This is a genomic window from Sphingobium limneticum, assembly GCF_008710155.1.
Lineage (GTDB): Bacteria > Pseudomonadota > Alphaproteobacteria > Sphingomonadales > Sphingomonadaceae > Sphingobium > Sphingobium limneticum.
Window position 1 is genome coordinate 1 of sequence record NZ_VYPZ01000012.1, and the last position, 23,866, is coordinate 23,866.

At 62.3% G+C, this 23,866-nt stretch carries 28 protein-coding genes and 1 tRNA gene; 16 read left to right on the forward strand and 13 right to left on the reverse strand.

The window, feature by feature from the left end:
- Positions 1 to 164 precede the first annotated feature (164 nt).
- From F4U94_RS14655 to F4U94_RS14665, 4 genes are read left to right on the forward strand one after another with little or no spacing between them, the layout of a single operon-like run.
- Positions 165 to 1,469 carry an AAA family ATPase gene (locus F4U94_RS14655; protein ID WP_282957470.1) on the forward strand — a complete coding sequence of 435 codons (1,305 nt, stop codon included), beginning with the start codon at positions 165 to 167 and terminating at the stop codon, positions 1,467 to 1,469.
- Positions 1,469 to 1,627: a hypothetical protein gene (locus F4U94_RS24375; protein WP_170271942.1), complete on the forward strand. Its 159-nt coding sequence runs from the start codon at positions 1,469 to 1,471 to the stop codon at positions 1,625 to 1,627. Before F4U94_RS14655 ends, F4U94_RS24375 begins: the two co-directional genes overlap by 1 nt.
- Complete coding sequence (locus F4U94_RS14660; RefSeq protein WP_150411945.1) at positions 1,620 to 2,018, forward strand: HNH endonuclease; 399 nt, start codon at positions 1,620 to 1,622, stop codon at positions 2,016 to 2,018. Before F4U94_RS24375 ends, F4U94_RS14660 begins: the two co-directional genes overlap by 8 nt.
- A complete protein-coding gene (locus tag F4U94_RS14665) occupies positions 2,018 to 3,679 on the forward strand; it encodes a terminase large subunit (protein ID WP_249042053.1) in 1,662 nt (553 codons plus the stop codon). Before F4U94_RS14660 ends, F4U94_RS14665 begins: the two co-directional genes overlap by 1 nt.
- Here the strand turns inward: F4U94_RS14665 and F4U94_RS14670 are convergent.
- Both F4U94_RS14670 and F4U94_RS14675 read right to left on the reverse strand, forming a co-directional pair.
- Complete coding sequence (locus F4U94_RS14670; RefSeq protein WP_150411946.1) at positions 3,676 to 3,918, reverse strand: hypothetical protein; 243 nt, start codon at positions 3,916 to 3,918, stop codon at positions 3,676 to 3,678. The two genes, F4U94_RS14665 and F4U94_RS14670, sit on opposite strands and share 4 nt — an antisense overlap.
- 38 nt (positions 3,919 to 3,956) lie before the next feature.
- Positions 3,957 to 4,145 (reverse strand): hypothetical protein, encoded by a 189-nt coding sequence (locus F4U94_RS14675; RefSeq protein WP_150411947.1) that lies wholly within the window; start codon positions 4,143 to 4,145, stop codon positions 3,957 to 3,959.
- A gap of 117 nt (positions 4,146 to 4,262) precedes the next feature.
- Between F4U94_RS14675 and F4U94_RS14680 the strand changes: the two genes are divergently transcribed.
- The 8 genes from F4U94_RS14680 to F4U94_RS14715 all read left to right on the forward strand — a co-directional run bounded on the left by F4U94_RS14680 (position 4,263) and on the right by F4U94_RS14715 (position 10,490).
- Positions 4,263 to 4,757: a hypothetical protein gene (locus F4U94_RS14680; protein ID WP_150411948.1), complete on the forward strand. Its 495-nt coding sequence runs from the start codon at positions 4,263 to 4,265 to the stop codon at positions 4,755 to 4,757.
- Positions 4,754 to 5,038, forward strand: a complete 285-nt coding sequence (locus F4U94_RS14685) for a hypothetical protein (RefSeq protein WP_150411949.1) — start codon at positions 4,754 to 4,756, stop codon at positions 5,036 to 5,038. Before F4U94_RS14680 ends, F4U94_RS14685 begins: the two co-directional genes overlap by 4 nt.
- Positions 5,039 to 5,114: 76 nt before the next feature.
- Complete coding sequence (locus F4U94_RS14690; protein ID WP_150411950.1) at positions 5,115 to 5,798, forward strand: hypothetical protein; 684 nt, start codon at positions 5,115 to 5,117, stop codon at positions 5,796 to 5,798.
- A 198-nt stretch (positions 5,799 to 5,996) separates the two neighbouring features.
- The gene (locus F4U94_RS14695; RefSeq protein ID WP_150411951.1) at positions 5,997 to 7,214 is read left to right on the forward strand and encodes a phage major capsid protein; all 1,218 of its coding nucleotides are present in this window, start codon (positions 5,997 to 5,999) and stop codon (positions 7,212 to 7,214) included.
- Positions 7,214 to 7,750 carry an HK97 family phage prohead protease gene (locus tag F4U94_RS14700; protein ID WP_150411952.1) on the forward strand — a complete coding sequence of 179 codons (537 nt, stop codon included), beginning with the start codon at positions 7,214 to 7,216 and terminating at the stop codon, positions 7,748 to 7,750. Before F4U94_RS14695 ends, F4U94_RS14700 begins: the two co-directional genes overlap by 1 nt.
- The gene (locus tag F4U94_RS14705) at positions 7,747 to 8,958 is read left to right on the forward strand and encodes a phage portal protein (protein WP_150411953.1); all 1,212 of its coding nucleotides are present in this window, start codon (positions 7,747 to 7,749) and stop codon (positions 8,956 to 8,958) included. Before F4U94_RS14700 ends, F4U94_RS14705 begins: the two co-directional genes overlap by 4 nt.
- Complete coding sequence (locus F4U94_RS24380; protein ID WP_170271943.1) at positions 8,951 to 9,220, forward strand: head-tail connector protein; 270 nt, start codon at positions 8,951 to 8,953, stop codon at positions 9,218 to 9,220. The genes F4U94_RS14705 and F4U94_RS24380 overlap by 8 nt, the downstream gene beginning before the upstream one ends.
- A 190-nt stretch (positions 9,221 to 9,410) precedes the next feature.
- The gene (locus tag F4U94_RS14715; RefSeq protein WP_150411955.1) at positions 9,411 to 10,490 is read left to right on the forward strand and encodes a tyrosine-type recombinase/integrase; all 1,080 of its coding nucleotides are present in this window, start codon (positions 9,411 to 9,413) and stop codon (positions 10,488 to 10,490) included.
- A gap of 9 nt (positions 10,491 to 10,499) precedes the next feature.
- Here F4U94_RS14715 and F4U94_RS14720 read toward each other — a convergent pair.
- Positions 10,500 to 10,576, reverse strand: a tRNA-Arg gene (locus F4U94_RS14720).
- Between the two features lie 68 nt (positions 10,577 to 10,644).
- A complete protein-coding gene (gene proP / locus F4U94_RS14725) occupies positions 10,645 to 12,147 on the reverse strand; it encodes a glycine betaine/L-proline transporter ProP (protein WP_120251938.1) in 1,503 nt (500 codons plus the stop codon).
- Between the two features lie 309 nt (positions 12,148 to 12,456).
- Between proP and F4U94_RS14730 the strand changes: the two genes are divergently transcribed.
- Positions 12,457 to 13,176, forward strand: a complete 720-nt coding sequence (locus F4U94_RS14730; RefSeq protein ID WP_120251939.1) for a queuosine precursor transporter — start codon at positions 12,457 to 12,459, stop codon at positions 13,174 to 13,176.
- A gap of 63 nt (positions 13,177 to 13,239) precedes the next feature.
- A complete protein-coding gene (locus F4U94_RS14735) occupies positions 13,240 to 14,208 on the forward strand; it encodes a GGDEF domain-containing protein (RefSeq protein WP_232015819.1) in 969 nt (322 codons plus the stop codon).
- Here the strand turns inward: F4U94_RS14735 and truA are convergent.
- Both truA and fmt read right to left on the reverse strand, forming a co-directional pair.
- Positions 14,201 to 14,956 carry a tRNA pseudouridine(38-40) synthase TruA gene (truA, locus tag F4U94_RS14740; protein WP_120249370.1) on the reverse strand — a complete coding sequence of 252 codons (756 nt, stop codon included), beginning with the start codon at positions 14,954 to 14,956 and terminating at the stop codon, positions 14,201 to 14,203. The two genes, F4U94_RS14735 and truA, sit on opposite strands and share 8 nt — an antisense overlap.
- 21 nt (positions 14,957 to 14,977) lie before the next feature.
- Positions 14,978 to 15,886, reverse strand: coding sequence for a methionyl-tRNA formyltransferase (fmt, locus tag F4U94_RS14745; protein ID WP_120249371.1), 909 nt, complete (start codon positions 15,884 to 15,886; stop codon positions 14,978 to 14,980).
- 53 nt (positions 15,887 to 15,939) lie between these two features.
- Between fmt and recR the strand changes: the two genes are divergently transcribed.
- On the forward strand, positions 15,940 to 16,536 hold the full coding sequence (recR, locus tag F4U94_RS14750) for a recombination mediator RecR (protein WP_120249372.1): 597 nt from the start codon (positions 15,940 to 15,942) through the stop codon (positions 16,534 to 16,536).
- A 233-nt stretch (positions 16,537 to 16,769) separates the two neighbouring features.
- Positions 16,770 to 17,300: a peptide deformylase gene (def, locus tag F4U94_RS14755; RefSeq protein WP_120249373.1), complete on the forward strand. Its 531-nt coding sequence runs from the start codon at positions 16,770 to 16,772 to the stop codon at positions 17,298 to 17,300.
- An 84-nt stretch (positions 17,301 to 17,384) separates the two neighbouring features.
- Here def and arr read toward each other — a convergent pair whose 3' ends face one another.
- From arr to F4U94_RS14790, 7 genes are all read right to left on the reverse strand, one after another.
- The gene (gene arr, locus F4U94_RS14760) at positions 17,385 to 17,801 is read right to left on the reverse strand and encodes an NAD(+)--rifampin ADP-ribosyltransferase (protein ID WP_120249374.1); all 417 of its coding nucleotides are present in this window, start codon (positions 17,799 to 17,801) and stop codon (positions 17,385 to 17,387) included.
- 98 nt (positions 17,802 to 17,899) lie between these two features.
- Positions 17,900 to 18,601 carry a phosphate regulon transcriptional regulator PhoB gene (phoB, locus tag F4U94_RS14765; protein WP_120249375.1) on the reverse strand — a complete coding sequence of 234 codons (702 nt, stop codon included), beginning with the start codon at positions 18,599 to 18,601 and terminating at the stop codon, positions 17,900 to 17,902.
- A 3-nt stretch (positions 18,602 to 18,604) separates the two neighbouring features.
- Complete coding sequence (gene phoU / locus F4U94_RS14770; RefSeq protein WP_120249376.1) at positions 18,605 to 19,300, reverse strand: phosphate signaling complex protein PhoU; 696 nt, start codon at positions 19,298 to 19,300, stop codon at positions 18,605 to 18,607.
- 19 nt (positions 19,301 to 19,319) lie between these two features.
- Positions 19,320 to 20,108, reverse strand: coding sequence for a phosphate ABC transporter ATP-binding protein PstB (gene pstB, locus F4U94_RS14775; RefSeq protein ID WP_120249377.1), 789 nt, complete (start codon positions 20,106 to 20,108; stop codon positions 19,320 to 19,322).
- A gap of 8 nt (positions 20,109 to 20,116) precedes the next feature.
- Positions 20,117 to 21,358 (reverse strand): phosphate ABC transporter permease PstA, encoded by a 1,242-nt coding sequence (gene pstA, locus F4U94_RS14780; RefSeq protein ID WP_120249378.1) that lies wholly within the window; start codon positions 21,356 to 21,358, stop codon positions 20,117 to 20,119.
- A complete protein-coding gene (gene pstC / locus F4U94_RS14785) occupies positions 21,358 to 22,752 on the reverse strand; it encodes a phosphate ABC transporter permease subunit PstC (RefSeq protein ID WP_120249379.1) in 1,395 nt (464 codons plus the stop codon). Before pstC ends, pstA begins: the two co-directional genes overlap by 1 nt.
- Positions 22,753 to 22,759: 7 nt before the next feature.
- Positions 22,760 to 23,827: a substrate-binding domain-containing protein gene (locus F4U94_RS14790; protein WP_172598744.1), complete on the reverse strand. Its 1,068-nt coding sequence runs from the start codon at positions 23,825 to 23,827 to the stop codon at positions 22,760 to 22,762.
- Between the last annotated feature and the right edge of the window lie 39 nt (positions 23,828 to 23,866).

A 23,866-nucleotide genomic window follows, 5' to 3' on the forward strand; every position in this document is an offset into this window, starting at 1 on the left:
GAGCGTCTCAGGTTTAAGCGATAATCCCATCATCACGTTGCCTGCCATGGCAGCATGATCAATCCGGCTTAGCCGGAGGTCGCTGTGGCTATCCCAGCGAACCTACACCACGCTGTGGGACACGATCCATCTGGAACGGCAAGGCCGCGAACACCCGTCTGTGGATCGTAGATGAGTGGATACCCCTTCGCCGCGCAACCTTGCTGACCGGAGAAGGCGGGTCAGGCAAATCTCTTGTGTCGCAGCAGCTCGCAACGTGCGTGGCGCTGGGCTTACCCTTCATGGGTATAGAAACGCGTCGGATGAAGGCGCTGTACATCACTTGCGAGGATGACCTCGGCGAGCTGCATCGTCGCCAGGAAGGGATTTGCAGCGCCGTTTGCGCAAGCATGTCGGAGCTGGACGGCAATCTATTCTTTTTGTCGCGATGCGGTGACCTCAATAATTCGCTGTTGCACTTCGCGAATGACGGAGTGGAGCAGTCGCAATTCTATCACGACATCGCGAACTTCGTATGGACCAATCAAATTGGCTTTCTGGTGCTAGATAACATCGCGCATCTGTTCGAAGGCAATGAGAACATTCGTAATCACGTCGCCATTTTCTGCAACGCGATGGAGGCACTAGCGAAAGAGGCCGGTGCGACTGTTCTGTTCCTTGGGCATCCTGCCAAGGCCGCTGGATCGCAATTCAGTGGCTCAACGGCCTGGGAAAATCAGGTGCGTTCCCGCCTCTACCTGTCCCGCCCTGATGGCGACGAAGGAGCATACGACGATGACGCGCGTGTCTTGACCAGAGCGAAGTCGAACTATGCGAAGACCGGCGATGCCATCAAATTCAGGTGGAAGGATTGGGCCTTTGTCGAAGCGATAGACTCAGGCGCAAGCTGGTATGAGCAAGTTGGCAACACCGGCAAGGCGACGGGCGAGAACAATCTCTTCCTCGCCTGCCTCGCCAAAGCCACCAAGGAGCGCCGCGCGCTAAGTCACAGCCCCCATGCGGGCAACTATGCTCCTAAGGTCATGGAAGGGATGCCCAGCGCCAAAGGGCTGAAAAAGGAAGCCCTGCGCATGGCAATGGAGCGACTGCTCCACCTGGGCGAGATCATGGCCGATCAGCCCCTTTGGGCGGGACAGGACCGCAAGTGGATGAAGGGGATCGCAGTGGCAAATCAGGACTGCGGGACGGTTGCGGGACGGTTCCCGAACCATCCCGCAAATCAGGGTCAAGTCATTGAAAACACTTGCGGGACGGTTGTGCGGGACGGTTTGCGGGACGGTTCAGACGATGTGCGGGACGGTTCCAGCCAAGTCTTTGATTTTGCTTGCGGGACGGTTGCGGGACGGTTGCGGGAAGGTTCCGGGGCTTCGGGTGTGCAGGGGAGCCCCCCTATAGGGGGGCTTCCCCTGCCCCCCAATCCCGAAGCGGATGACATCATCTGGGACAGTGCCGAGGAGGAGGACCAGTGATGGGCAACACCACTCCGGCACGGGTGCGGGCGCTGGCAAGGGAGGTGGGCAGGCTGCATCCCGACTGGCGCAACCCTGAACGCTACTTCGAGCGGCGGGACGAATTGAGGCGCGAGCTTCACCAACTGGCAAACGCGATGGAGCATCGTCATGGCTGATTGGCCCTACAACACCACAATGTGGAAGCGCCTGCGCGAGGCTCACCTGTCGCTGCACCCCATGTGTGAGGGATGCGAGGCAATGGGGCGCATGGCGATGGCGAACACGGTGGACCATCGGGTGCCGATCAAGGCGGGAGGCGATCCGTTCCCGTCCCATGATGGACTGGCAAGCTACTGCCCCGGATGCCACAGCGCCAAGACGGCGCGTGGTATCGAAGCGGGAGCGGTGCGGACGAAGAAGCCACGGCGCGGATGCAATCCCGATGGATCGCCGCTGGACACAGCTCATCCGTGGCATGAAAAATCTCTCAGGGCTGAAGAGTCCAGACCGATCTCGCTCCTCTCTTTAGAGTTAGTTTCCAAACAGTTAGACGAGGATTTCGGCTGATGGGACGGCGTGGACCCGGCGCATCGCGGATGAAGGCGGCCGCCGCGTCGGCGCCGGTGGACCAGTCGGGCAGCTATGGGCTGTTTGCCGAGTGGGAGCCGCCCAAGCCTGAACCGCACCCGTGGGAGGATCAAGGATATTCCCGCGCCGAGCGGGTGATTGCCTTTGTCGAGTCGCTGCCGATCACCAAAGGCTTTGGCGCTGGCGAGCGCGTCCAGCTCCTGCCTTTCCAGATCGAATGGATCATGGCGATCTACGGCACGGATGCGGACGATCGCCGCCGCGTTCGCACGGGGCTGTTGAGCGTGGCGCGTGGGCAGGGCAAGACGGTGCTGGCCGCGATGCTGTGCCTGGCGCACCTGGTCGGTCCGGAGGCCGAGCCGCGCGGCGAGTGCTACAGCGCCGCCGCTACGCGCGACCAGTCGGCGCTGATCTTCGCTGAGATGGAAGCCATCATTCTGCAAACCCCGTGGATCGCCGCCCGCGTCAACGTGCAGCGGTTCCATAAGCAGATCGAGGACATGGAGACTGGATCGAAGTTTCGTGCGCTGGCGAGCGACGGATCGTCGGTCCATGGCCTAGCATCGTCCTTCGTCGTCTGCGATGAGCTGGCGCAGTGGAAGAAGCGCGAGTTGTTCGACGTGCTGCGCACCTCCATGGGCAAGCGCCGCGAGCCGCTGATGCTGGTCATCGGCACGCAAAGCCCGCATCCTGAAAATCTCATGTCCGAGCTGGTCGACTATGCCGACCGAATCGCCAGCGGCGAAATTGACGATCCCAGCTTTCACGGTGTCGTGTATGCGGTGCCGGAGGACGCGGACCCCTACGATCCTGCCAACTGGCGGCTCGCCAATCCGGCCATGGGGATTTTCGTGTCCCAGGAGCAGCTTGCCGACGAAGCAGCGCGGGCGAAGCGGATGCCGACCTTCGAACCGGCGTTCCTCAACCTCCATTGCAATATGCGCGTGGACGCGGAGCCGAAGGCGATCAACCCGGCTGAATGGCAAGCCTGCGGCGGTGCCGTGGATCTCGATACCTTGCGCGGGCGGCCCTGTTTCGGCGGCCTCGACCTGTCCAGCGTTCGCGACCTGTCATCGCTGGTCCTGTATTTCCCAGAGGATGGCGGCGCGGTGCTGGCGTGGTTCTGGTGTCCCAAGGCAGGGCTGACGGCCAAAGAGGAACTGGACCGGGTGCCGTATCGCACTTGGGCCAATCAGGGCCATATCGAGGCGACGCCGGGCAGCGCGATCGACAAGGGTTTTATTGCCCAGCGGATGGCCCAGGTCGCCAGCATGTTCGACGTGAAGGGCATCGCCTTCGATCGCTACGGTTTTCAGGATTTGAAGAATATTCTGGATCGCGAAGGCGTCGATTTGCCGTTGACCGAATGGGGCCAAGGGTTCCTGTCGATGGGGCCAGCGGTCAATGCGTTCGAGGTGGCATTGTTGGCGGGCGAGCTGCGCCACGGGATGCACCCGGTGCTGCGATGGAATGCGGGCAATCTGATCTTTGACACTGATCCGGCAGGCAATCGCAAACCGAACAAGAGCCGCTCAATCGACCGTATCGACGGCATGGCGGCTCTCATTATGGCCTGCGGACTTGCTGCTAAGGACGGCGGGCCGGAAATCTATCGCGGAACCGGCCTCGCATGGATCTAGGAGGTGGGGATGGCGCCAGGCATAAAGATCGTGCCATCAAGGTCTCGTATCTTCGAAATGTCATATTCGCGAGCGCTGTCAAAAAGGACGTTGCATAGGTTTAATATTTCTTCGTGACCGTGTTCGTCTTTAATTCGTACCAAAGGGCCATCGGTATAAACTACAGTGCCCCGCTTTGAAGTGTAGCCATCGGGCCATGTATAATTGAAATCATATTCTTTCCCGACTTCAACGATCATCGTGCGCTCCTATTAGGTATATCCAAAACAGATCAACATTACGGTTTGTAAGCTGACTTTGGCAGTTGAATTTGGGAGAGCCCGACATGGCCGCGAACTTCATTCAGTGCGGCTTCAAGGGTGGAAATTTGTTTGCGCAGCACCTCAAGCTCGTATGGTTCGAGTTTGGACTCCGCCGCTTTGCGTTCGCGATAGCGCGCTTGGCGCTCAGAAGGTGTCATAGCCATATTTCGTGAGTAACGGTTTGACATACAAAAAGCAAGCCGTTACTCACGGAAGCGAGCCGACGCGAGGGGCCTAATCCTCGCGCCAGCTCTAACCGAAACCGTCGCTTGGAGACGATCATGGCTAACACCCCTCTACGGGCGGACTCCGCCCGTGCCAATCCCATTGCGCGCCGCGATATGCTGGCGGCCGCCTTGCTGGGCGGCGCTTCGCTTGCTGCGTCCAGCGTCGCCGTTGCTGCCGAGCCCGAACAGATCAACGCCCCGGAATGGGAAGATCCCGCTACTGCATCCCGGCGCATCGACGTCGATTTCTGGCGAGCATATGACCGGCAAAAGCGTATCTATTCCCGATGGATGCAGTCCTATGCTGCGCTGGAAGGCTCGCTAAACGGCGATAAAATAATCGACCGTTGGTGCAATCTTCACCATGAAGCTGAATGCAAGATGCTTCGCGCGCCGACAAAAACACTCCCCGCTCTTCACGCTAAGTTACACTCCGCCACGTCATCGGAGTTCGATTTTAACGCTAGTCCTTCCGATGACGGGTTCTCCCTTGCCGACATTGTGCTTTGGGACATCGAACGGATGATGAAAGCGGAGTATCGCGCATGAGCTTCAATTTCGTGCTGCCGCCGGTGCCGCGCTATCTGCGCCCGGAAGATCGCTTCGCGGTTGAATGCCAGATCGAAGCTCTAATAGCTCTGCTCGATCAAGAGGACGGTGATCCCGATCGTGAGGAAGATGATCCTCCGGGGGGCAACGTCGACGACGAACGGCAGTATTGCGGACATTATCTTTTGCTGCCGATCTACGGCGTCGACCAGACGGCAGGGCCGCTAAACGAGGTTGAGGCATACCGAGCGCATCGGCGCGCAATGGGATGTACGGATTGATTGTTTATCGGTGAGATACGCCAATGTTCTTGACAGGGAATTTCATTGGCGTATTTTGCCGATAAAGGGATACCACATGGCACTGCTCAGCGAACTCGTCTCCATCTGCGAAACTCACCGGCTCGACACCGGTGCGACACTCAACGTGTTCGCGCGTCGGCTGCGCGAGGCTGGGCGGGTTTCGAAGGCGGGGCGGGGGCGCGGCGCTGCACACATGACCTATCTGGACGCGGCCCGTTTCCTGATCGCTTGCGCTGCTACCGATCATCCAGAGCGCACCGCTGATGCCGAATATGCGTTCAGTAATATTACCCTTTCCGACGATAACCAGTGGTGCGAGGCATTTCACATCACGGCTGAAAACGCGCCCACGCTCGATCTTGCACTCGCGAAGCTGCTGGAGGGCATCGCGACGGGGGAAATCGATGCGATTCAGCAGGGGAAGAATGAGGAGCGCCGCCCCGGAAGCGCCTTACGTATCCCGCCCTTTTTCGGCCTTATCCTGCGGCGTAGCCATGTGTCGGCAAGCCTTCGTATCATGGAAGGCTATTATCATTTTCAGCATCCGACCCTCGCTGCGATCGTCGCCGCTCCCGACTATCTGGCGCAGAAGCCGCTGATGGAAGAGCTGGAAAGGGACACCTATCGGTTTCGCACCGGCAAGAATCTTGTTGCGGAACTGGAGGAGAAACTCCTCCGCGCGGTCGCACATCTGATTGCTGGCAAAGGAGCGGGTTCAATTATCGGGCCCGAAAACTGATGTTCGCAAGGCTCCCTTCCTTTGCGGCCGCTGCGGCGCGGCCAATAGCGAAAAGCCCAATGCCCGGGGAGCGGCGCGCCTGCGTGCTGGATGCAAGGGTTCAATTGGGCACCGCCGCAACGCTTTCCCATCGTCGCGAGACAGAAGGCAATCACAGCGCGGGGGGCTTCGGCCCTCCGCCAGCTTGAAGGATATAAAATGAAACTGAGTGAACTCCTCGAAAAGCGGGCGGCGGCGTTCGCTCGCATGAAAGCCGCGCAGGGCGAAGGCGGAGAAGCCTTCGACAATGCCGAAACGGAAGTCCGTGACCTTGACGGGCAGATCAAGCGCGTCCGGTCGATTGACGACATGGAGCGCCGCGAGGCAGGCACCCCGCTGCATGGCGATCGCCAGCTCGACACCGAGATCCGTTCGCGTTTCAGTCTTGCCCGCGCCGTCGCCGGTGCCGCTGGGCTGGCCGTCGATTGGGGTTTCGAGCGCGAAGTGCAGCAGGAGTTGCAGCAGCGTTCGGGCCGCCAGGCGAAGGGCGTATTGATCCCGACCGAAATTTTCGAGCGGCGGGTGCTGACATCGACCGGCGACGGCGCGGCGATCGTGCCAACCGACCATCGTCCCGAACTTTACATTTCCGCCCTGACCGCTGCCAGTGTCGTGCGCGGCCTTGGCGCGACCGTGCTGACTGGTCTTACTGGCAATCTCGACATTCCGCGTGAAGCTGCGTCGCCCGCCATTGGCTGGGTCGCGGAAAATTCACCGCTGCCGAAGGGCGATCCAGATTTCGATAGCGTTACGCTGTCGCCCAAGCACGCTGGGGCGATTTCCGAATGGTCGCGCAACATGGTTATGCAGTCGTCGCCCCAGGTCGAGCAGCTGTTGCGCAACATGCTGGCGCGCGACCTTGCGCTGGCGATCGACCGGGCGGCGATCAAAGGCGGCGGTGCGAATGAGCCTGATGGCATCCTCTCGACCGATGGCATCCAGACAGTGGCCTATGACGGCACAGTGTTCGCCCTAACGAACGCAACGGCGGAAATGGTCGCGGCGGCAGACATCGCTAATGTAGATGCGCGCCGATCGTTCCTTGCCACCAACGGCGTGAAAAAAATGGCTTTGAAAATGAGGGATGGGAACGGTCTGCCGATCCCCGCTTCGGCCCTTTTTCACAATGAGCCGGTGACGTTCAACAACCAGGTGCCGAGTAACCTTGGCACCGGAACTGATGAGCACGGTCTGATCTATGGCGACTGGTCCGAATTGCTGATCGGCATCTGGTCCGAGTTGGACATTCTGGTAAACCCCTATGAGGCCAGCGCCTATGCCAAGGGGAATATCAGCATCCGCGCCATGGCAACGGTCGATTGCGCCGTGCGCCACCCTGCCGCCTTCGTGTCGGCTACCGGCGTTGAGGTGGCATAATGACAGCGGCGGCAAGCATCGAGCGGCGGGCGTTCACCGAACTTCGCACAAGCGGGCGTCGGCTCGAAGGCTATGCCGCCACATTCGGCAGCGAAGCGCGCATCGGTTCGATCGTCGAGACGATCGAGCGGGGCGCGTTTCGCGCATCCTTGGGCGAAGATATTCTTGCCCTCATGGATCATGACCCGGCCCGTGTGCTGGGTCGCACCCGTTCCGGCACCCTGCGGCTGAGTGAGGACACACGCGGCCTGTCCTTCTCGCTCGACCTGCCCGATACGCAGCCGGGGCGCGATGTGATGGAGTTGGCGCAGCGCAACGACCTTGGCGGCATGTCATTCGGCTTCATCGTCCCCAAGGGCGGTGATAGCTGGAAGGGTGAGCGCCGATCGCTGCGCACGGTGATGCTGCGGGAAATATCGGTCGTGTCGTCTTTCCCGGCCTATCCCGACACCAGCCTTGCCCTGCGGTCCCGCCCGTTCCCCGCGGCCGACGATGCGCGTCGTCGCAGGCTCATCGTTGCGGAGTTGGGCATATGAGCATCATAAACCGCATGGCTTCCTTTCTAGGCTACGAAAAGCGGGCAGAGGATCCGTCGTGGGCGGCGCTTGCTCCCAATGTCGGCGCGTCGTCCGCCATGTCGGTGCGGGCAGCGGAAAACCTCTCCACGGTGCTGGCCTGCTCGACCGTCATCGCCAATTCGCTGGGTTGCATCCCAGCGCTTGTCTATCGGCGCGAGGGTGAAAACCGTGTCGAGGCGGCAAATCATCCGCTGTTGCGGCTGACGCGCCTTGGTGTGACCGACGAAATGACGTGGCCCGACTTCGTGGAGCATCTCGTCGCGTCGGCGCTGCTGACCGGCAACGGGCTTGCCGAGATCCTGCGCAACGCGAATGGCGGCCTGTCCGGGCTGCGCTTCATTCCATGGAGCTGGGTAACTGTGGCGCAGCTTGCATCGGGAAGGTTGGCCTATGACGTATCGGACGGTCGCGGAAAAAGCTGGCGGTTGCTCAGTGGCGAAGTGATCCATCTGCGCGATCGCACCGATGATGGCAGGATAGGGCGTTCCCGCCTGAGCCGCGCCGCTGACGCGGTGGCGGCGGTGTCGGTTAGCAACGCCTTTGCGCGTACCTTCCTCGATCGTGGAGCGTCTCCCAGCGGCGTGATCGAGGTGCCGGGTACGTTGACGCAACCTCTTCGCGACGCGATGCGCCAGCAAATGAAGGACCGGCATAGCGGAGCGGCTAACGCCGGTTCGACACTCATTCTTGATGGCGGGATGCAATGGAAGGCATCGCAGATCAGCCCGGAGGATGCGGAGCTGCTGGAAACGCGGAAATTTGGCGTCGAAGAAATCTGCCGCCTGTTTCAGGTGCCTCCGCCGCTGGTGCAGGACTACAGCCACAACACCTTTACCAATTCCGAAACTGCTGGCCGGTGGTTCGCCATGTTCACGCTGGCCCCTTGGGCGCGTAAGATCGAAGCGGAGTTTGCGCGTAGCGTGTTCCCCAGCGGCGGTCCGTTCGAGCTGGAGCTGGACCTGTCGGGCTTCCTGCGCGGCGATCCGGCCACGCGCTGGCAGGCCCATGCCGTCGCCCTCCAGCATAAGGTGCTGGACACGAACGAAGTGCGCCAGATCGAGGGATGGAACCCGCGCAAGGAAGAGCCAACGCCCGACCCCGTGCCGCCGATCGACCCGGCTGCGCCGCCCAGCCAGGAACAGACACAGGAGGCTGAGAATGCCTGACATTGTGACCTTGGCTGAAACCAAGCTGTTTTTGCGTCTCGATCATGATGATGAAGATACAATCATCGTCACCATGATTGGAGCGGCAACCGACGCCGTTCGCGACGTGGCCGAATCATGGAACGGCACAGGCGATGCGCCGGCGCGGCTAAAGATGGCTGTGCTGACGCGCGTAGCGATCATGTTCGATGACCGGGCGAGTGTTGCGCCAGGTGCGGGCGAGGATCGCCTGTTGCTTCCTCTGAGAACGCTGGAGCTGTGACGATGCGCCGCGCCCTAATTCGCGAGGCAGATCTGCGCAGGTGGGCGCGTGTTTCGCGTGAGGAAGGCGTGGCATTTCGCGGGCATGTTGATCCCAACGGGGGCTTTACGTTTGCCCTTGATCCGTTCCCCACGGCTAATCGAGACGCAGTCGACGATCTGGACGATCGCCTCGCAAAGTTTGGCGGAGCATGAAGAAGGCCTATCCGTTCGCATCAAGTTTTTTAGACCGCCACGGCAAGCGCCGTTGGCGGTTTCGTCGCAAGGGATATTCCACTCACTACTTTAAGGCTCCGCATGGCACTAAGGAGTTTGAGCGGGAATATGCAGCCTGTCTGGAAGCTGATCCGGTTAGGGCTGGCGTGGATCGAACGCGCCCCGGCAGTGTGTCAGATGTCATCGCTCGCTATTACAGCGACAACGCCTTTCAAGACCTTCGAGACAGTACAAAGATCGTCTATCGGGGTGTCCTAGAGCGGTTTAGGGCTGCGTTTGGCGACGATCCTATCAAGCGCTTCGACGCAGATCGCATCGCCCGCCTGATGAACGCGATGAGACACAAGCCACATGCGGCCGCTCGCCTCCGCAAGTTGCTTGCTCAGCTATTCATAATAGCCCGCCGTTCCAAGATCGTCCCGGCCGGTTTCGACCCTGTGAAAGACACCCGCGCTCCTAAGGTGGCAGAGAGCGAGGGATTTCACCCATGGAGCGAGAGCGAGCTAAAGGCGTTCGAAGAAAAGCATCCGTTGGGAACCAAGCCGCGCCTTGCTTTCGCGCTGTTGCTCTACGGCGCACAGCGTAGCGGTGACGTTCGCTTTTTGACGCATCGTAGCATCGAAGATGGGCGCATAAGGCTGCGGCAGAGCAAAACTAATACAGCGGTTGATGTGCCTGTTGTTGAACCTCTCGCTCGGGCGTTGGAGGCCGGACCGCTGGGCGCTGTGACGCTGATTGAAACTAAGCATCGTGACCCGTTCACTGAGAAGGGCTTCTACAACCTTATGAAGCGGGCCTGCATAGCGGCGGGACTTCCGCATTGCTCTCCGCATGGGTTGCGCAAGTCGGCCGCGCGCCGGTGTCGTGAAGCTGGTTGCAGCGATGAGCAGGGCATGGCGATCACCGGACACAAGACGGTGAAAGAGTATCGTCACTATGCCGGAAGCGCCGATACGGCTGCCCATGCCACCGTCGCGATGAACATGGTGATGGCTAACCAAGCTAAAAAGTTAGCCACGGAACAATCTCAAGCCCTTGAAAAGGAAGAGATATGATGAAAATGATGGTGACCCCGGCTGGATTCGAACCAGCGACCATTCGCTTAGAAGGCGAATGCTCTATCCAACTGAGCTACGGGGCCGTGCGCGTGTCGCGATAGCGGGCGATAGGGCCGGTTGCAATCGCCTGACTGCACCGGCCCTCACTTCGTCAGGCTGTTCCCGGCGCGAACTGCGTCGGTCCGGCCGGGCGGTCCGGCTGGGACAGGGTAGGCGGCGCAGGGTCCACCGTGACCGGCTGATCGCTGCGCACCAGGGCGACGGCTTCCGCCCGGCTTTCCACCGCTGGCGGCGATCCGCGCAGCGGCATGCCGGCGGTTTCGCGCACGTTCCACATCGTCACGATGCCGATCGCGGCCGCACCCATCAGATAATAGGCCGGGACCAGCGGGTCGCCGGTCTGGCTTACCAGCCAGGCGGTGACGAGCGGGGTCGTGCCCCCGAATAGCGAGACGGAGACGTTGAACGCAATCGATAGCCCGCTGTAGCGCACCGGCGTATAGAAGAGCGCAGGCAGGGTCGATGGCATGGAACTGGTAAAGCAGACCAACGTCACGCCCAGCAGCATCAGGCCGGCGAAGATTAGCCAGTCGTTGCCGGTTCCGATCAGCCACATGCACGGTATCGAGAGCAGGATCAGCGCCATGCAGGCGCCGATGATCATCGGCCGGCGGCCAAGGCGATCGCTGATCGCGCCGCCCACGACATTGAGCGGCATCATCACCAGCATCACCAGAATGATGAGCAACAGCCCCTTGCTTTCGGCATAACCCATGGTCACGCTCAGATAATTGGGCATATAGGTCAGCAGCATATAGTCGGTCACGTTGAAGACCAGCACCAGCCCCATGCACTTGACCAGCTGGCGCCAATGGGTGCGCAGCAGGGCGATGAGCGGCAGGCGATCCTGCTCGCGCTTGTCGGCTTCCTCCGTATAGGCGCGGAAGGCCGGGGTTTCCTCCAGCTTCAGCCGCATATAGAGGCCCAGCAGCCCCAGCGGCCCCGCGATCAGGAAGGGGATGCGCCAGCCCCAGGCCAGCATGTCGGCATCGCTCAGCGTCATTTGCAACGCGGTGACCGTGCCCGCGCCCATGATGTAGCCGCCCAGCGTGCCGAACTCCAGCCAACTGCCCATGAAGCCGCGCTTCTGATCGGTCGAATATTCCGCGATGAAGGTCGCTGCGCCGCCATATTCGCCGCCGGTCGAAAAGCCCTGGATCAATCGTGCGACCAGCAGCAATATGGGCGCGCCCATGCCGATTCGCTCATAGGATGGGATGAGGCCGATGGCGAAGGTGCCGATCGCCATCATGATCATGGTGAAGGCCAGCACCTTGTGCCGGCCATAGCGGTCGCCCAGCGGCCCGAACACCAGCCCGCCCAGCGGCCGGACCAGAAAAGCCGCGGTGAAGGTCGCCAAGGTTGCGATCAGCTGCGCGGTCGGATCGCCCGCGGGAAAGAAGACGCGGCCCAATGTGACGGCCAGATAGCCGTAGACGCCGAAATCGAACCATTCCATCGCATTGCCCAGCGCTGCCGCGCCCACGGCCCGGTTCAGCTGGGACTTGTCGACGATCGTGATGTCGTCAACCTTCAGGTCGCGACGACGTTTGAACCAGCCAAGATGCGCGCGATGGGCGCTGGAAGTGGACATATATGTCTCCGATTCCGCCACCGGGACGCGAAAATACGCGCCGCACACGATGGGCGGATGAAGGGTCGAACAGGCGACCGTGAAAGGTGCGACGCCGATGCGGCATCAAGCGAGGAAGGACCGACATAGGCAGCCCATGTGCAAAAGTGGGCAGTTAAGGGACGGGCCGTGGCTTCAAGGGGGTGAAGCGACCCGAAATGCTGCAATGCGATATCGCAACGCAGCAAAAATTACGAAACGTGCGATATGGGCGGGATTCGCAAGCACGCCCGCTTGCAATCGCTTGGCTGCGCGATAAGCATCGTCATCATGAGCGACGGGGCGGTGCACAGGATAGAGGCGGATGCGCTGGGTGGCCGGCCGCTGCGCTATTATGATTTCTTCATGGCCGCCTTCGTCGCCATATTGCTGCTGTCGAACCTGATCGGCGCGGCCAAGCTGTCTACTTTGGGGGGCTTCACCTTCGGAGCGGGCATCCTCTTCTTCCCGCTGGGCTATGTCATCGGCGACGTATTGACCGAAGTATATGGTTATTCCCGCGCGCGTCGCTGCGTGTGGGCGGGCTTTGCTGCGATGCTGTTCATGGCGCTGATGAGCTGGGTGGTCGTCGCCCTCCCGCCGGCGGACGGCTGGCCCGATCAGAAGGCCTATGAGACCGTCTTCGGCAGCACATGGCGCATCGTCTTCGCCTCGCTCTGCGCCTTCTGGGCGGGGGAACTCGCCAACAGTTTCGTGATGGCCAAGATGAAGCTGCTGACGCAGGGGCGGCATTTGTGGATGCGCACCATCGGATCGACCATCGTGGGGCAGGGGGTGGACAGTCTCCTCTTCTACCCGCTCGCCTTCCTCGGCAACTGGACCCACACGCAGGTGCTGACCGTCATGGTCACCAACTGGGCGATGAAGGTCGGTTGGGAAGCGGTGCTGACGCCCGTCACCTATCTGGTCGTCAATTTCCTGAAGCGACGGGAGGGGCTGGACGTTTACGATGCGGGTACGAATTTCACGCCTTTCCGCACCCAGCTCTGAAAAACTTCGCGTCCGCGTGACGCGGTAAAGCCTCTGTTTGCCGATCCTCATCATTAAGGGCGGATGAGCCGCCATCTACACGACGATTTTGCCCAATCTCTCGACCGCAAACCTTTGTCCACGATGGTGGAAGCCGATCTGTTCGGCCCATGCAGCAATATGATGTTGGAACTGGGCCGGGCGCAGCGCCGGTTCGAAGCGACATTCCTTCACGCCCCGATCGGCATCGCCCATGTCGGGCTGGACGGCCATTTTCTGACCGTCAATCCGCGCTTCTGCGAAATCAGCGGCTATGATGCCGACACGCTGATCCGCACCGGCTTTCAGCAGATCACCCACCCGGACGATCTCCATGCCGACGAAGCGCTGCTGGCGCGGCTCAATGCCGGCGAACTGCCGCGCTACTCGATGGAGAAGCGCTATATCCGGTCCGACGGCACGGTCATCTGGATCAACCTGACCGTGGCGATGGTGCGCGACGATGATGACCGGCCCGAATTTTACGTGGCCGTGATCGAGGATCTGTCGGAATTGCGCCAGGCCAGTTTCGAGGCGCTGCACGATCCGCTGACCAGCCTTTGCAACCGGCGCGGTTTTGCCTGCCGCGCCAAATATGTGCTGAGCCATGCCGCCCAGACGGGCCGCGCCGCCAGCCTGCTGTTCCTCGACCTCGACGGGTTCAAACGGCTGAACGACGATCATGGCCATGCTGCGGGCGATGCCTGTCTGGCCGATATCGGCGCGATCCTGCGCGCGCATACCCATGCCGGCGATGTCGTCGCGCGGCTGGGCGGGGACGAATTTCTGCTGCTGTTGGCGAACCGTGATGGAGCGGCCGTCGCCGCCGTTGCGGAGGATGTCCGGTTGGCGCTGGCCGCCTATGGCATGGGGATCAGCGGCAGCCTGGGCCTCGTCACCACCGACAGGCCCGATCCCGCCGATCTCGACCGGCTGATCGGCCGTGCCGACGATGCGATGCGCGATGCCAAACGTGCCGGCAAGAATCAGGTACGGGTCGCCGCCCTTAGCTGACGACTTCGTCCGAATAAGTGGCGCGCACGAAATACAGCCCGTCCGGCGGCGCGTTAAGGCCCAGCGCGGCCCGATCCTTCGCCTCCAGCGCGGCGCGCAGATCGTCGGCGCTCCATCGGCCCATCCCGACCATGGCCAGGCACCCGACCATCGATCGCACCTGATGATGCAGGAAGGATCGCGCCGCCGCATGGATGGCGATGCGATCGCCGTCCCGCTCCACCGCCAGCCGGTCCAGCGTCTTGACCGGACTATGCGCCTGACAATGGGCCGAGCGGAAGGTGGTGAAGTCGTGCAGACCCACCAATATCTGCGCCGCCGCATGCATCGCGTCGGCATCCAGCGGCTGGATCACCCGCCACATCAACCCCCGGTCGAAGGTCAGCGGCGCCCGGCGATTGGCGATGCGATAGATATAGGACCGCCCCAGGCAGGAAAAGCGCGCATGCCAGTCGTCCGGCATCACGTCGCACGTCAGGATGGCCACCGGATCGGGCCGCAGCCGCGCATTGATCGCCTCCATCAGGCGGAAGGGCGCGATATCCTTCCCGATCTCCGCATGGGCACGCATCGCCAGTCCGTGAACGCCCGCATCGGTGCGCCCGGCGGCGTGGATGATCGCCCGCTCGCCCGTGACCGCGAAAATCGCGTCCTCGATGGCCTGCTGCACGCTCGGCCCATGTGCCTGCCGCTGCCAGCCCATGAAGGGGCGGCCGTCAAATTCGACGGTAAAGGCGAAGCGAGTCACGAACCCGCCTTCATCGGGCCATCACCCATCCACCCGGCTCCCCGCCGGCATCTCGTAACCGCGCAGCAATTCGCCCGGCGACATCGCGCCCTTGCCCGCCCGCTGGATCAGGGTCGGGCGGATCGCGTCATGGCCGCACCCGATCAGCAGGCTGTCGTCCAGCAATTCGCCCGGCGTTCCGGCATGATGTTCGACATGCCCGGCCAGGATACGGAATCGCTCGCCGCGATATTCGAAAAAGGCGCCGGGGAAGGGATTGAAGGCGCGGACCTGCCGTTCGACCTGATGCGCGTCCTTGATAAAGTCGATCCGCGATTCCGCCTTGTCGATCTTGGCGGCATAGGTGACGCCGTCCTCGGGCTGCGCCATCGGCGGGTGCAGCGCGATATCGTCCAGCACTTCGATCATCAGCTCTGCGCCGGCCTGCGCCAGTTCGGCGGTCAGCGCGCCGGCGGTCTTGTCCTCGATCGGCGTGACATGCTTGGCGCGCATCGGCCCGGTGTCCAGGCCCGCTTCCATGTCCATGATCGTCACGCCGGTGACATTGTCGCCCGACAGGATCGCCCGCTGGATCGGCGCCGCTCCCCGCCATCGCGGCAGCAAGGACGCGTGGATGTTCATGCAGCCATGGCGCGGCGCGTCCAGCACCGCGCGCGGCAAGATCAGCCCATAGGCCGCGACCACGGCCACATCGGCCTCCAGCGCGGCGAAGTCTGCCTGCACCCCGGCATCCTTGAGCGACACCGGCGTGCGCACTTCTATGCCCAGTGCCTCGGCGCGGCCATGAACCGGGGAGGGGCGCAATGCCTTGCCGCGACCGGCGGGGCGGGGCGGCTGGCTGTAGACCGCGACGACGTCATGACCCGCCTTGACCAGCGCGTCGAGCGCGGGAACGGCGAAATCGGGGGTGCCCATATAGATGATACGCATGATGGGGCCTCAAAGCTCTTGTCGGGATGACATGCAACCCCTTATCTCACCTTATGGCCTCACCAGAAATAGAAGCACTCACGCAAGCCCTGTCCCGCCTGCCCGGGCTTGGTCCCCGTTCGGCGCGGCGCGCGGTGCTGCATCTGCTCAAACGGCGCGAAGGCGCGATGGAACCGCTGCTGCGCGCGCTGGAGGCCGTGAACGAACGGCTGGTTACCTGCCATCTTTGCGGCAATGTCGATACGGTCGATCCGTGCGGCATCTGTACCGATCACCGCCGCGATCCGCGCGCGTTGTGCGTGGTGGAGGATGTGTCGGACCTGTGGGCGCTGGACAAGTCACGCCTGTTCCCCGGCCGTTTCCATGTGCTGGGCGGGCGCCTGTCCGCATTGGAAGGGGTACGGCCTGAGGATCTGACCATCGACGCGCTGATCGCGCGGCTGGAGCCGGGCGGCATCGACGAAGTGGTGCTGGCCATGAACGCCACGCTGGAGGGGCAGACCACCGCCCATTATCTGGCCGAGCGACTGGAGCGCTTTCCCATCCGCCTGACTCAACTCGCCCATGGTGTGCCGGTCGGCGGCGAACTCGACTATCTGGATGAAGGCACGCTGGCGCAGGCCCTGCGCGCGCGGCGGCCGGTGGGGTAGGCGATAACGGGTCTGGGGCTGTCCTACAGCCGCAATTTCCGGTAGATGATGGTTTGTCCCAATAGATTGCTATTGTTATTTAATTTCCTATTCTTGGTCCGATATTTCAGAATATGCGGGAAATGTGCGAAGTTAAGCGCGTGCCGTCCTATTGCGACTTGCCAACTCCGCGATCGCGGCGCTGATCCCGCCGCCCGCTTGATATTTGCGCCTGTTCCGCCTATGTTCGGCCTATGGCCATCCGTCCCATCCTCGAAGCGCCCGATCCGCGGCTGCGCACCATCTCGACCCCGGTCGAGGCGATTGACGACGATCTGCAGACGCTGATCGACGATATGTTCGAAACCATGTACGACGCGCCGGGCATCGGCCTGGCCGCGATCCAGGTCGGCGTGCCCAAGCGGGTGCTGGTCATGGACCTTCAGGAGCCCGAATCGGACGAAGAAGACGCCAAGCCGGTCAAAAAGCCGATGGTCTTCATCAATCCCGAAATCCTCAAGGGTTCGGAAGAATTGTCGGTCTATCAGGAAGGCTGCCTGTCGGTCCCGGATCAATATGCCGAGGTTGAACGCCCCGCCACCGTCCGCGCGAGCTGGATGGACCGCGAGGGCCGCATCCATGAAGAGCAGCTGGAAGGGCTGCTGGCCACCTGTCTCCAGCATGAAATGGATCATCTGGAAGGCGTTCTTTTCATCGACCATCTGTCCCGCCTGAAGCGCGACATGCTGCTCAAAAAACTCAACAAGGCCCGCCGCGCCGCCTGATCGGCGCATAGCGTTGACCATGAAAAACGCCCCGGCTCTGCTTCCGGGGCGTTTTTCATGGTGAGAGAGATCGCTTAACGGCGATCAATCGATGATGTGATCCAGGCCCTGCGCCTTCAATTGGTCCAGATGCGCTTTCATCTGCTGGACCTGTTCAAGCGGATGCCCCTGCCAACCCACGATTTCGGCGACGACGCGCAGCGGGTCGCGGGAGCGGTAGGACAGGGTCGGGTTGCCGGGGAATTTCTTGTCGGTCACATTGGGATCGTCCAGGATCGCGCCGGTCGGCTCGACGACATAAATGCGGTCCGGGCCACTGCCGCCAGCCAGTTCGGCGCCCCAGATCGCCGCATCCAGCGTCGCGCTCAGATAGACCCAGGACAAAGGCTTGCCCGAACCGAAATTGGACGCGTGGCCAACGGCGATCAGGTCGCCGGGTTTCAGGTCGGCGCGCGTCCCGTGAAAATATTGGCGGACGAACATGGTGGGACAGGCGGACATGGATGACGGCTCCTTACCAACTTGCCTTGCATAGAAAAAAAGCCTCCCCGAATGGCAATTCGGAGAGGCTGTATATTAGGCGTCAGGAGTGGCGCGTGTCAGCCGACCCCTTCGGTATCCAGCGCATAGCCGGCCGACCGCACCGTGCGGATGATATCCTGATACTGGCCATCGCCATTGATCGCCTTGCGCAGGCGGCGGATATGGACGTCGACCGTGCGCAGTTCGATGTCGCTGTCCTGCCCCCATACGCTGTCGAGCAGCCGCTCGCGCGAAAAGACCCAGCCGGGATGCTCCAGAAAATGCTTGAGCAGGCGGAATTCGGTCGGACCCAACGGGATCACCTGACCGCTGCGGCGCACCTTGTGCCCCACCGTGTCCATCTCGACATCGGCAAAGGTCAGCGTCTCGCCGGCCAGTGCCGGGCGCACGCGGCGCAGCACCGCGCCGACGCGCGCCACCAGCTCGCGGGGGCTGAACGGCTTGGTCACATAATCGTCCGCGCCGGTTTCCAGCCCACGCACTCGATCTTCTTCTTCACCGCGCGCGGTCAGCATGATGATCGGGATGTTGGCCGTGCCGTTCATGCGGCGCAGACGACGGCACACTTCGATGCCGGACAGGCTTTCGACCATCCAGTCGAGCAACACGATGTCAGGCACATTTTCCTGCGCCATCAGCAGCGCTTCCTCGCCATCGACCGTATGGGCGACGTCGAAATCCTCACGCTTGAAATGCCAGATCAGCAGTTCCGCCAGCGCTGCGTCATCCTCGACCAGCAGCATCTTCGCTCTTGCCATGGATCAGTCCTCCGGCTGGATGTCGGCGCCGCGCTCGCGCTCGGGCAGGGTCTGGCCGGTGGCCGCATAATAGACCATTTCCGCGACATTGGTCGCATGGTCGCCGATGCGTTCGATATTCTTGGCCACGAACAGCAGATGGGCGCATTCGCTGATCGTCTTGGGATTTTCGACCATGAACGTCACCAGCGTGCGGAAGACGCTGTTGTAGAAATCGTCCACGACCGTGTCGCGTTCGATCACTGCCAGCGCCAGATCGGCGTCGCGCGCGGCGAAGGCGTTGAGCGCATCATGCACCATCTCGCCTGCGACCTGCCCCATGGACGGCAGCAGCGCGATGGGCTCCAGCGTCCGCTTGTTGGTCGCGATCAGCGGGACGCGCTTGGCGATATTCTTGGCATAGTCGCCGATGCGCTCCACCACGCTGACGATCTTGAGCGCCGCGATCACGTCGCGCAGGTCGTTGGCCATCGGCGCGCGCAGGGCGATCACCTGAATCACCAGCTTCTCGACTTCCGCCTCGATCGCGTCGATCCGCTTGTCGTCGGCGACGACTTCGGCCGCGAGCTTCTTGTCCTGCCGCTGGAGCGCCAGCATGGCATTTTCGATCGCCGCTTCCGCGCGACCGCCCATTTCGGCGATCAGCCCGCGCAACCGGTCGATTTCCTCGTCAAATGCCTTGATCGTATGTTCAGCCATGTCTGTCTCTCCCGCCCGATCAGCCGTAACGACCGGTGATATAGTCTTTGGTCCGCTCCTGGCGGGGATTGGTGAAGATGTCCGACGTCACGCCATATTCGACCAGATCGCCCAGATGGAAGAAGGCGGTCCGCTGCGACACGCGGGCGGCCTGCTGCATGTTATGCGTCACGATCACGATCGCATAGCGACCGCGCAGTTCGTGGATCAGCTCCTCGATCTTCGCCGTTGCGATCGGGTCCAGCGCCGAACAAGGCTCGTCCATCAGAATGACTTCGGGTTCGACCGCGATGGCGCGGCCGATGCACAGACGCTGCTGCTGACCACCCGACAGGGCGGTGCCGCTGTCATGCAGGCGATCCTTGACCTCGTCCCACAGGCCCGCGCGGCGCAGCGACTTTTCGACGATCACGTCCATGTCCGCTTTGCCCGCGGCCAGGCCGTGGATGCGCGGCCCATAGGCGATATTCTCGTAGATCGACTTGGGGAAGGGATTGGGCTTCTGGAACACCATGCCAACCCGCGCGCGCAGCTGCACCACGTCCATCGACGGGGCGTAGATATTCTCGCCGTCCAGCGTGATTTCACCCTCGACCCGCGCCGATGCGACCGTGTCGTTCATGCGATTGAGCGTCCGCAGGAAGGTCGACTTGCCGCAGCCCGACGGGCCGATGAAGGCGGTGACATGGTCCATGCCGACATCGATCGACACGCCCTTGATCGCCTGCTTCTCGCCATAGAAAACCTTGACGTCGCGGGCCGACATCTTGGGATTGTCGATGGTCAGGTTGGTTTGTTCTTGTGTCATGGGTGTGATTACCACCGTGTTTCAAACTTGTTGCGCAGGTAGATGGCGAGGCCGTTCATCGCGAGCAGGAAGGCCAGCAGGACGATGATGGCAGCAGAGGTCTTTTCGACGAAGCCCTTGGAGACTTCATCCGACCACAGGAAGATCTGCACCGGCAGTACGGTCGCAGGGTCGGTGATGCCGCCCGGCGGGGTCGCGATGAAGGCGCGCATGCCGATCATCAGCAACGGCGCGGTTTCACCCAGCGCGCGGGCCATGCCGATGATGGTGCCGGTCAGGATGCCGGGCAAGGCGAGCGGCAGCACATGCTGGAACACGACCTGCACCGGGCTGGCCCCGATGCCCAGTGCCGCGTCGCGGATGCTGGGCGGGACCGATTTGATCGCGTTGCGGCCCGCGATGACGATGACGGGCATCGTCATCAGCGCCAGCGTCATGCCGCCCACCAGCGCCGCCGATCGGGGCAGATGGGCCAGATTGAGGAAGATCGACAGGCCGAGCAGGCCGAAGATGATGGAGGGCACGGCCGCCAGATTGTTGATCGACACTTCGATAATGTCGGTCCACCAATTTTTGCGGGCATATTCCTCCAGATAGAGGGCCGTCGCCACGCCGACCGGGAAGCTGAGGATCAGCGTCACGAGCATCGTCAGCAGCGACCCCTTGAACGCGCCCCAGATGCCGACCTGCGTCGGATCGGTGCCGTCGCTGGCGGTCAGGAAGCCGAAATTGAAGCCGGTCGACAAGACGCCCTGCTGCTTCAGCCGTGCGACCTCCGCCTCCATCTCGGGCGATCCCTTGCTCTTTGCGGCCAGGTCCAGCCCGGTCGATGCGGGAACGCTGATCGTCGCGGTACGGCTCAGGATCGTCGGATCGGCCTTGATCGCGTCACGGATGTTGATCCAGGCAGTCGGCGACAGAAGCGCGTCGGCCTTGTCGCCCAGCGCGGTCTTGGCGACCGTGCCGGTCACCATCGGCAGATTGGCGTTGGCCAGAGCCTCGTCCGTGATCGCCTTGGGATCGAGCAGCAGCGGCGAGGCCGGGAAATCGACTTTCAGCGCGATTTCGGTCCGGGTAAAGCCGCGCAGGCCGTTGCCCATCATGGTGACGAGCAGGAAGGCCAGGAAGGATGCGGACAGGACGACGGCGAACAGGCCCGCGAACTTGAAGCGGCGTTCGGCGGCATAGCGCCCCGCAATCCGCTTGCGCATGGCCTCCGACTTCCAGTCGGTGGGGTTGCGTGTGCTCATTAGTCGTAAGCCTCGCGATATTTCTTTACGACCCGCAGGGCCACGATGTTGAGCAGCAGGGTGACGATGAACAGCACCAGGCCCAGCGCGAAGGCGGCGAGCGTCTTGGCACTGTCGAACTCCTGGTCGCCGGTCAGCAACTGGACGATCTGGGTCGTCACCGTGGTCACGCTGGCAAAGGGGTTGGCGGTGAGGTTTGCAGCAAGGCCGGCAGCCATCACCACGATCATTGTTTCACCAATGGCGCGGCTCACGGCCAGCAATACGCCGCCCACGACGCCGGGGAGGGCGGCGGGGATCAGCACGCGGGTGATCGTCTCGCTGGTGGTGGCGCCCATCGCCAGGCTGCCGTCGCGCATCGACTGCGGCACTGCGGCAATGCTGTCGTCGGCCATGGAGGACACGAACGGGATGATCATCACGCCCATGACGAGGCCGGCGGCCAGTGCGCTTTCCGAAGAGGCGCCATGGATGCCGATCATGACGGCGAAATCGCGCAGGGCAGGGGCGATGGTGAGCGCGGCAAAATAGCCGTAGACGACCGTGGGCACGCCCGCGAGCATCTCCAGCGTCGGCTTCATCCACTTGCGCACCGTCGGGCTTGCATATTGCGTCAGGTAAATGGCGCTCATCAGGCCCAGCGGGATCGCCACGATCATGGCAATGATCGCGCCGATGAAGATGGTACCCCAGAAGAGCGGCACCGCGCCGAACGCGTCGTCATTGCCATAGCCCATGGCGGCCGACTGCGGCGACCATTTGGTGCCGAACAGGAAGTCGATGGGATTGACCATGGAGAAGAAGCGAAAGCTTTCCCACAGCAGCGACGCGACGATGCCCAGCGTGGTGATGATCGCGATCAGCGATGCGATCAGCAGCGACGCCATGACCAGCCGCTCGACCCGCGTGCGCGCCCGGAAGTCGGGGCGGACGCGGGTGAAGGCGAAGGCGCCGCCGGCAAAGGCCAGCACCAGCGCCAGAACGGCGCCGGCGATGCCATATTTGTTGAGCGCTTGCGCATAGGGTTCGACCAGGCCCTGCGACAGGGGATTGAACGCCCCCGCCTGGCTGCCATTGGCGATCGCCCGTGCTTCGCCGAGGATGGCGGAGCGGGAGAAGGCGTCGACGGGCAGGCTCTGCGCCGCCGGATCGGCGAGCACGCTCTGCGTGACGAGGCCGGGCGCGACATTGGCCCAGATCGCCAGGAAGATCGCGGCGGGGACCAACGTCCACAGCGCAACATACCAGCCATGATAGCCGGGCAGCGAATGGACGGCGTCACGGCGCCCGGTGGCGCGTGCGGCGGTTTGCAGCCGCAGCGCGCGGGCGCGGGCGCTGACCCAGGCGATCGCGCCCAGGCCCGCCAGCAGCAGGAGGATTGCAGGACCGGTCATGTCAACCTTACTTCAGCTGCGAACCGTCAAGGACGGTCAGCGCCTTGACCGTTTCGGCGCTCTTCTTGCGCACATCTTCCGGCGCCGCGACCATGCCGCGCTTCGTCAGCGCGCCGTCGGGGTTCCAGTTGGCGGCGAAGGTGTTGAGGAAGCCCTGGAGGCCGGGGATGGCCGTCATATGCGCTTTCTTCACATAGATGTAGAGCGGACGGGCGCCTGGATACTGGCCGGTCGACACGGTTTCATAGGTCGCTTCGACGCCGTTGATCGGCACGTCCTTGAGCGTATCCTTGTTTTCCTCAAGGAAGCTGTAGCCGAACACGCCGACCGCATTGGGGTTCGCGCCCAGCTTCTGCACGATCAGATTGTCGTTCTCGCCGGAGTCGACATATTTGCCGTCTTCGCGAACGCGGGTGCAGGTCGCTTTATACTCGTCTTCGTTCTTTTCCTTGAGCGCCTTCATCGCTTCGTCCGACTGGCAACCCTTTTCCAGGATCAGTTCGGCGAGCGAGTCGCGCGTGCCGCTGGTCGACGGCGGGCCGAAGACGGAAATGGCGATGGCGGGCAGGCTGGGGTCCACATCCTTCCAGGTCTGCGCCTTGTTCGGCCCCTTGCCATATGGATTGGCGGCCAGCGCCTCATAGACGATCTTGGGGGTCAGCTTCAGGCCCGGACCCTGCTTCGATTCGGCAAAGGCGAGGCCATCGACGCCGATCTGGATTTCGATGATGTCCTTCACGCCGTTGGCGGCGCACTGCTCGAACTCCGCCTTCTTCATCCGGCGCGATGCGTCGGCGATGTCGGGATGCTGGGCGCCGACGCCGGCGCAGAACAGCTTCATGCCGCCGCCGGTGCCGGTGGATTCGATGATCGGCGACTTCATGCCGGCATTGCCCTGCACGAAGAGTTCGGCGACCGCCGTGGCGAAGGGATAGACGGTGGAAGAGCCGACCGCGCGAATCTGGTCGCGCGTGGCGCCGGCACCGCCGCCGGACTGGTCGCCGCAAGCGGCAAGGCTGAGAACGCTGACGGTCGTCGCGGCGAGCAGTGCGAATTTCTTCACGGAAACCTCCATAATCAAGGCCGCGATTCGCTTGTCGCTGCCCCCTTGTGG